The organism is Streptomyces sp. NRRL WC-3605, assembly GCF_001509795.1.
Lineage (GTDB): Bacteria > Actinomycetota > Actinomycetes > Streptomycetales > Streptomycetaceae > Streptomyces > Streptomyces viridochromogenes.
This window is the reverse complement of sequence record NZ_LLZN01000053.1, coordinates 110,101-117,472: the sequence shown is the minus strand read 5'-3', so window position 1 is coordinate 117,472 and position 7,372 is coordinate 110,101. Positions and strand designations below refer to the sequence as shown.

General features: G+C 75.1%; 6 protein-coding genes. 1 reads left to right on the top strand and 5 read right to left on the bottom strand.

Annotated features, from left to right (window positions below):
- The coding region (locus ADL34_RS16135) for a hypothetical protein (protein WP_199835581.1) at positions 1-1,383 on the bottom strand (1,383 nt) is incomplete at its 3' end.
- 18 nt (positions 1,384-1,401) lie between these two features.
- Positions 1,402-2,064, bottom strand: coding sequence for an HdeD family acid-resistance protein (locus ADL34_RS16130; protein WP_062673705.1), 663 nt, complete (start codon positions 2,062-2,064; stop codon positions 1,402-1,404).
- Positions 2,065-2,301: 237 nt separating this feature from the next.
- On the opposite strand from ADL34_RS16130, the gene ADL34_RS16125 reads away from it, so the two are divergent.
- Positions 2,302-3,711 carry a DUF2252 domain-containing protein gene (locus tag ADL34_RS16125; RefSeq protein WP_062673703.1) on the top strand — a complete coding sequence of 470 codons (1,410 nt, stop codon included), beginning with the start codon at positions 2,302-2,304 and terminating at the stop codon, positions 3,709-3,711.
- Positions 3,712-3,795: 84 nt separating this feature from the next.
- Here the strand turns inward: ADL34_RS16125 and ADL34_RS16120 are convergent, their stop codons facing one another.
- The 3 genes from ADL34_RS16120 to ADL34_RS16110 form a co-directional block, all read right to left on the bottom strand.
- Positions 3,796-3,993 (bottom strand): hypothetical protein, encoded by a 198-nt coding sequence (locus tag ADL34_RS16120; protein WP_062673701.1) that lies wholly within the window; start codon positions 3,991-3,993, stop codon positions 3,796-3,798.
- Between the two features lie 104 nt (positions 3,994-4,097).
- Positions 4,098-4,628 (bottom strand): hypothetical protein, encoded by a 531-nt coding sequence (locus ADL34_RS16115; RefSeq protein ID WP_062673698.1) that lies wholly within the window; start codon positions 4,626-4,628, stop codon positions 4,098-4,100.
- The gene (locus ADL34_RS16110) at positions 4,625-7,234 is read right to left on the bottom strand and encodes a LuxR C-terminal-related transcriptional regulator (protein WP_062673815.1); all 2,610 of its coding nucleotides are present in this window, start codon (positions 7,232-7,234) and stop codon (positions 4,625-4,627) included. The genes ADL34_RS16115 and ADL34_RS16110 overlap by 4 nt, the downstream gene beginning before the upstream one ends.
- Positions 7,235-7,372 lie beyond the last annotated feature (138 nt).

Below are 7,372 nucleotides of genomic sequence, written 5' to 3'. Positions count from 1 at the left end.
GCGTGGGCCGCCGGCCTGACGGCCTTCGCCGCGGTCATGCTCACGATCGCCGGTCTCATCGCGATCTTCCGCGGGATCATGGGGATCGCCGAGGACGACCACCACCAGGCCGACGACCAGGGCGACCACCCCGACCGTGGGCCGGTTCCACAGCAGCAGGGCCAGCGCCCCGGCGCCGATGACGATGCCGGTGGCCCAGGACCGGTGGGTGTCCAGCCACCGCCCGGCCGCACCGGTGCGCATGCCGGCGTCCCGCAGGGCGTGCCCGGCGGCGCCCGTGCCGCGCGCCGACTGGCCGCGCACCCAGCGGGCGACCCGGCTCGGGCCGAACAGGTAGGCGGCGAGGGCCGTGATCACGGCGACGACCAGCAGGGTGCGGGTGCTGTCGCGCAGGAAGCGCACGAAGGTGTCGTAGATGGCCGCGGCGGCGTCGGTGGGCAGGACCGAGGTGGGCACGGAGTCCAGGTAGATCCGGCGGGCCACGGCCAGTCCGACGAGGAGCACGATCATCATGACGGCGACGCCGGAGGCCGTGATCAGCAGCATCATGCGGTGGGCCGGCGCGGTCCACACGGTGAGCGCGGCCAGCACGATCGTGATCACCGGCAGCCAGACGCCCATGACGTCGAGCAGCCGCAGCGCGTCCTGCGCCTCGCTCAGCTTGTCCGTCTGGAACAGGGTGATCTGCGCGTCCGGCGCGGGGATCGCGGACGCCTTGTCGAAGCCCTGGTCGACCAGGCGCTGCTTGACGTCGTCGATCAGGGGGCCGACGTCCAGCTTGATGCTGTCACCCTCGGCGCGCACCGCCCCGCTGTCGTCCCCGGTGAGCACGGCCACGACCGCCGCGTGGGCGCGCCGGTTGGCGTCCACCCACACCTCCTCGAAGGTGTCGCTGGTGACGACGCGGTCGATGATGCCGTGCACGACGTTCGACACGGCGGCCTTCAGCGGCCCGGAGAGCGCCTGGGTCCGGTCGACGACGGCGGGGGGCGCGCCGGCGTCGGCGAGCGCCTTGCCCAGCTCCTTCGTCACCGCGTCGACGTCGACGTTGGACACGACCCGGGCCGTCAGCCGGTCGGTGACGACGTCCTGCACGGCCGGTTCGGAGGCCAGCGGCGCGACGGTGTCGACGTACCGGTCGGTGTCGGAGACGGTGTCGGCCGTCCATGCGGCGACCACGGCGGGGATCGCGAGCAGCAGGGTGATCAGCAGCAGCAGCGACGACCCGGCGTAGCGCGCCTTGCGGTGCCGTTGCGTGGACGCGTGGCGCAGGCGCTCGTAGGTGGCGGCCTCCTCCGCGGAGAGCGTCCGGGGGCCGGGGGTGCGGTCGCCGGGATCGCGGTGGCCGGGGTCGGGGGGCTCGGGGTTCGCATCCGGGGGCATGCGCGCCTCCTCGGTCGCTCAGGCGGCCGCCGGTGGGCGGGAGGGCGGCGGCTCGGGCAGCGCCCGGCGCAGCGCGGCGCGCCAGGCGAAGGCGACGCCCAGTTCGGCCAGGCCGAGCAGGACGAGCCACAGACCGAGCAGCCGGGTCAGGACGACGGCCGACTGGCCGGGCAGCGCCAGGACGACGATGCCGGCGACGACGCCGAGCGCCGCGGCGCCGAGGACGACCCCGCGGTGCGGCATCCCCTTCAGCGCGAGGGCGGTCCAGGCGGTCAGCATGCCGGTGACGACCCAGACGGCGCCGACGATCAGGGACAGCGCGGCGATGGTCTGCAGCGGATGGCGCAGGCACAGCACCCCGGCCAGGACGAAGAGCACGGCCGAGAGCAGCTCCAGATGCCGGTCGCCGTGCGCCCGCGCGAACGAGGCGACGAACCGGAAGGCGCCGGTCACCAGCAGGTACAGCCCGATGATCACCGCGAGGACGTGCAGGGTGGCGTCCGGCCAGGCCAGCGCCACGACGCCGGGTACCAGGGTGGCCACGGCCGTGGCCAGCAGCCATTTCCAGGAGCCGCCCAGCGCCGCCAGCAGACGTTCGGTCTGCTGGTCGGGGGTGGGGACCGTCCCGCCGGCCAGAGGATCGGATCCGGTGTGCGGCGCCGGGCCACGCGACATGGTCATGGCTCCTCCTCGCGTGGTACGGCCGTCGTCACCGGTCCGCCGGCGGGACGGTGTGTGGCACCCCTCACCGCATCAGCGTGCCCCGCCCCGCCGCTCGCCGGGTCACCCCTGGCGGGTGATCCCCTCGAGGCACCCTGGGGATGGGGTGGACACTGGAAGGGTCTGCCGGTGCGCACGGGCCGCCCGCCCGCGCACCGCGACCGCCGACTCCGGCCGCACGGACCTGGAAGGCGAGCCATGACGATCCCGAGCGCGTTCACATCCTCCCTGTCACCGGCCGAGCGGGCCGACTGCGGCAGGAACGCCCGCAAGCGCGCCCCGCGCTCGGGCCAGGCCCGCTACGAGGCGGACGGCCGCACCGACCCGATCGACGTGATCGAGGATCAGTCGACCACGCGCGTACGGGAGTTGGTACCGATCCGCTACGCCCGGATGCTGGAGTCGCCGTTCCGTTTCTACCGGGGCGCCGCGGCCATCATGGCGATGGACCTCGGGCGGCACCCGCACAGCGGCCTGACCGTGCAGCTGTGCGGGGACGCCCATCTGCTGAACTTCCGTCTGCTGGCCTCGCCGGAGCGCCATCTGGTCTTCGACATCAACGACTTCGACGAGACCCTGGCCGGCCCATTCGAGTGGGACGTCAAGCGGCTCGCGGCCAGCTTCGTGATCGCGGCCCGCGCGAACGGGTTCGACGCGCGGGAGCAGGCCGAGGCGGTCCGCGCCTGTGTGAGCGCCTACCGGACGCGGATGCGGGAGTTCGCGGGCATGCGGACCCTGGACATCTGGTACGCGCAGGACGACGCCGACCGGATGCGCGCGCTGCTGGCGTCCGCGATGAACAAGCAGACCCGGCGCCGCACCGCCGAGGCGACCGCGAAGGCCCGTACCCGCACCCATATGCAGGCGTTCGAGAAGCTGACCCGGCGCACGGCCGCGGGCCGGCTGATCGCGCCGGACCCTCCGCTGATCACCCCGCTGCGGGACCTGCCGAGCCAGGCGTCCACGGACCAGCAGGAGAAGGAGCTCCGGGCGGTCGTGGAGGGCTACACGAAGACGCTGTCGTCGGAGCGCCGGCATCTGCTGCGGCACTACCGGATGGTGGACATCGCCCGCAAGGTGGTCGGTGTGGGCAGTGTCGGCACCCGCTGCTGGATCATCCTGATGCTCGGCCGCGACGACGACGATCCGCTGCTGCTCCAGGCGAAGGAGGCGCAGGAGTCCGTGCTGGCCGCGCACACCGGCGGGGAACGCTTCGACAACCAGGGCCGCCGGGTGGTCACGGGCCAGCGGCTGATCCAGACGACCAGCGACATCTTCCTGGGCTGGACGCATGTCGTCAGCGGCCTCGACGGACGCGGCCGGGACTTCTACGTACGCCAGTTGCGGGACTGGAAGGGCATCGCGCGGCCGGAGCTCTGGGACCCGGCGACGCTGTGCCTGTTCGGGCAGGTGTGCGGCGGCAGCCTGGCCCGGGCGCACGCCCGCTCCGGCGACCCGGTGGCGATCGCGGCCTACCTGGGGGGCGGCGACCGCTTCGACCGGGCCCTGACGGAGTTCGCGCGGGCCTACGCCGAGCAGAACGAGCGGGACTTCGAGGCGCTGGGCACGGCGGTGGCGACGGGCCGGGTCGAGGCCCGGGACATCTGAGAGGGCGGGACGTCCGACACGGCCGTACGGGACGGCGCCGTACGGCCGTGCCGCCGTGCCGTACGGGACGGCGGGGCGCGTGGCTCACTCCGGCAGTTGCCGCATCTCCACCACGCGCAGGCCCAGCGACTGGCAGCGGGCCAGGAGGCCGTACAGGTGCGCGTCGTCGACGATCGGCCCGAACAGCACGGTCTGGCCGGACATCACCACGTGGTCCAGTTCCGGGAAGAGTCTGGCCAGCGTCTCCGACATGTGCCCCTCGACGCGGATCTCGTAGCGCATGTGCTGCTCTCCCGCCGACAGCCGATGGCAGTCCTGTCATCGTCGCGCCGGGCCGCCGCCCCCACCTCACCCGGCGCAGGTGAGCCGGGGGCCGGTGGGGTGTCTCAGTGCGACACCACGATCTTGAACACGACGATCACGAGACCGAACAGCAGGTTGACGGCGGCGCTCAGGGCGATCAGCCGCCGGGTCGCGCCGGCCCGCGCCGCCGCCGCCACGGACCAGCCCACCTGCCCCGCGACGGCGACCGCCAGGGCCAGCCACGCGGTGCCGGAGAGGTCCAGGCCGAGCAGGGGGCTGACGGCCACGGCCACGGCCGGGGGGACGGCGGCCTTCACGATCGGCCACTCCTCGCGGCACACCTGCCAGACGGTCGCCCCGCTCCACGGGCGGTCGGCGAGCCGCGCGCCGAACAGCTGGGCGTGCACGTGCGCCGCCCAGAAGACCAGGCTCGTCAGGAGCAGCAGCACCACGAGCTCGGTGCGGTGGTAGGTGCCCAGGGCGCCGGCGCCGATCACCACCGACGCGGCCAGCATGGAGCCGTAGACGCCGCCGGTGTAGTCGGCGTGCGCCCACAGCCGCGCCCGGCGCTCCCGTGCGGTCGCCGGGTGCCCGGCATCCTGCCGGGCCGTCACAGGAGGTCCAGTTCACGGGCCCGCCGCACGGCGTCGTTGCGGCGGTTGACGGCGAGCTTGCGGTAGACGCTCTTCAGATGCGTCTTGACCGTGTTCACGGACACGTACAGGTCGGCGGCGATGTCCTCGGTGGACATCATCTGGGCGAGCCGCAGCAGCACGTCCCGTTCCCGTCCGCTCAGCGGCTCCACCGGGAAGGGCAGCGCTCCCCGGCCGGGTCCCATCGCCGGGGCGTCGGCCAGGTAGGGCCCGATCCACGGGCCGGCCTCGCGGAAGGGCCGCCGCAGCCGTTCGTGCCGGGCCTCCGCGACCGCCTGCGCGACCAACCGGCGGGCGGTCGCGGTGTCCCCGGCCGTGTGCGCGGCCTGCGCCCGCAGCAGCGTGGCGCGCACGAGCACCGCGGGGCCCGCGCCCACCACGGTCCCGGCCGGGTCGAGCAGTCCGAGCGCCGCGTCCGGGTCGCCCGCCGCGAGCCGGGCCCGGGCGGCGGCGACGGCGAGGACGGGGTGTTCGCCGCCGAGCTGCTCCAGCACCTTCGTCGCCAGGTCGGGCCGCCCCTCGGCGAGGTGCGCCGACGAGGCGACCTGCGCGGTGTGCACCCGCTGCCAAGGGGAGCGGACGGCGGCGGGCACGACGGGTTCGGCGGCCTCCAGCGCGGCGCGCGCCCGGCCGCGGGCCAGCAGCAGCCGGGCCGTCGCGAGCGAGCGGCCCGCCGCCGTGACCGGGTCGTGCACCGCCGGTCCGGGCGTCCCGTCGAGCAGGTCCCGCGCCTCGGTCAGGTCGTCGCGTTCGACGGCCACGGCGGCCAGGACGACGCGTCCGAGCCCGGTGCCGGCGCCTTCGGCCAGTCCGTACCGGTCGGTCTCGGCGAGCGCGGCGGACGCCTTGCGCTCCGCCGTGGCCGGCCGGCCGTCCAGGTGGTCGATGAGCGCCAGGAGTTCCAGGGCGTCCGCGCGCGGCAGGGCCGTAGCCGCCCCGGTCGTGGCGGCGACGGTGGTGAGCGCGGCCCGCGCCTCGTCGAGGTCGCCCGCCCACAGCCGGGCGGAGCCGAGGTGGGTCAGCAGCAGCGCGGACAGTTCCGGGTGCTTGTCCAGCAGGTCGGCGGGCAGTTCGTGCTGGAGCTCGCGCGCCGTGCGCACGGCGTCCTCGGCGCGCTGCGGGGAGCCCGTGACCCGGGCCGCCAGCGCCTCCAGCAGGGCGCAGCCGAGGCGGCCCGCGGCGGTGCCGCCGGGCCCGGCGGCGGCCAGCCGCTCCCGGACGGGCCCGAGGCGGGCCAGGGCGTGGTCGAGGTCGCCGCGGGACAGGTCGCGCGCCACCCGGACCAGGTCGGCGGCGGGGCTGGCCGCCGCCGGGTCCATGCCGGAGAACAGGTCGACGAGGTGGCCGGTGCGCAGCCCGGTGAAGAGCTGCCCGATCGCCAGGTCGTCGACGAGGGCCCCGGCGGTGAGGTCCCACTCCCCGGCGGCGGCCCCGTGCGTCAGCATCTCCGGCAGATGGCCGGAGCGGCCGAGCCAGTGCGCGGCCCGCAGGTGCAGCCGGGGCTCCAGCTCGGCGGAGCGTTCGCGCAGGTGCGCCCGGAGGATCTCCCGGAACAGCGGGTGCAGGCGGTACCAGCCGTGCCCGAGGTCCTCGACGAAGGCGTTCTCCCGGTGCAGGCCGGCGAGGATCGCCTCGGCGTCGCCGCGGCCCGTCAGCTCGTTGGCGAGGTCGGGGCAGAAGCGCTCCAGGACGCTGACGCGCAGCAGGAGGTCCTGGGTGGCGGACGGCTGCCGTTTGAGGACCTCGGCGAGCAGGAAGTCGGCGACCGCGCTGTGCCCGGCCTCGAACTCCTTGAGGTAGGCCTCCGGGTCGAGGTGCTCCTGCGCGGCCAGGGCGCACAGCCGCAGGCCGGCGGCCCAGCCCCCGGTGCGTTCGACGAGGGCGGCCGCGGCCTGCACGGACAGGCGCAGTCCGTGCCGCCGCAGCAGCGCGACCGTCTCCTCGGGGGTGAAGGCCAGTTCGGCGTTGCGGATCTCGGTGATGGCGCCGGACGCGCGGTAGCGGTGCAGCGGCAGCAGGGGCTCGGTGCGGGTGACGAGGACCACGTGCAGGCCGGGCCCGGCGTGGTGCAGGACGAACTCCAGCTGCTCGGCGACCTCGGGGGTGCCGATCCGGTCGTACTCGTCGAGCACGACGGTGAGCTCGTCGCCGTCGGTGCCGAGCTGGGCGGCGAGCCCGGTGAGCAGCGTGTGGGGCACGCGGCCGGCGTCGGCGGGTGTGCCGACCCCGTCGGCGACCGGCACCCCGTGGGTGCGCAGCGCCTGCAGCAGATGGGCCCAGAACATCCCCGGGCCGCCCAGCGACGGGTCGAGGCTCAGCCAGACAACCGGGTGCCGCAGGCCGGCCGCCCAGTCGGCGACCAGCAGGGTCTTGCCGGCTCCGGCGGCGCCGTTGACCATGGTCAGCGGGGTGCGGAGGGCCTGGTCGAGGTGGTGGACCAGGCGGGCGCGGCGCAGGAACGTGGCCGGCCGGGCGGGCAGCGCGAAGCGGGTCCGCAGGAAGGGGTCGCCGAGGGGGTCCGCGTGGGGGGAGCCCGGTCCGGGGGGTATGTCGTCGCTCTCTGCCACCTCGTTCACCGCCTTGCAGCGCGAGACCGGCCTGTCGTCCCCTCCCCCACCACCATCACAGCTTTCGGGGGTTCACGCTCGCCGGGGGCGGGGCACCCGCCGTGGCAGCGGTGACCGCGTCGTCCGGCACCGGTCCCT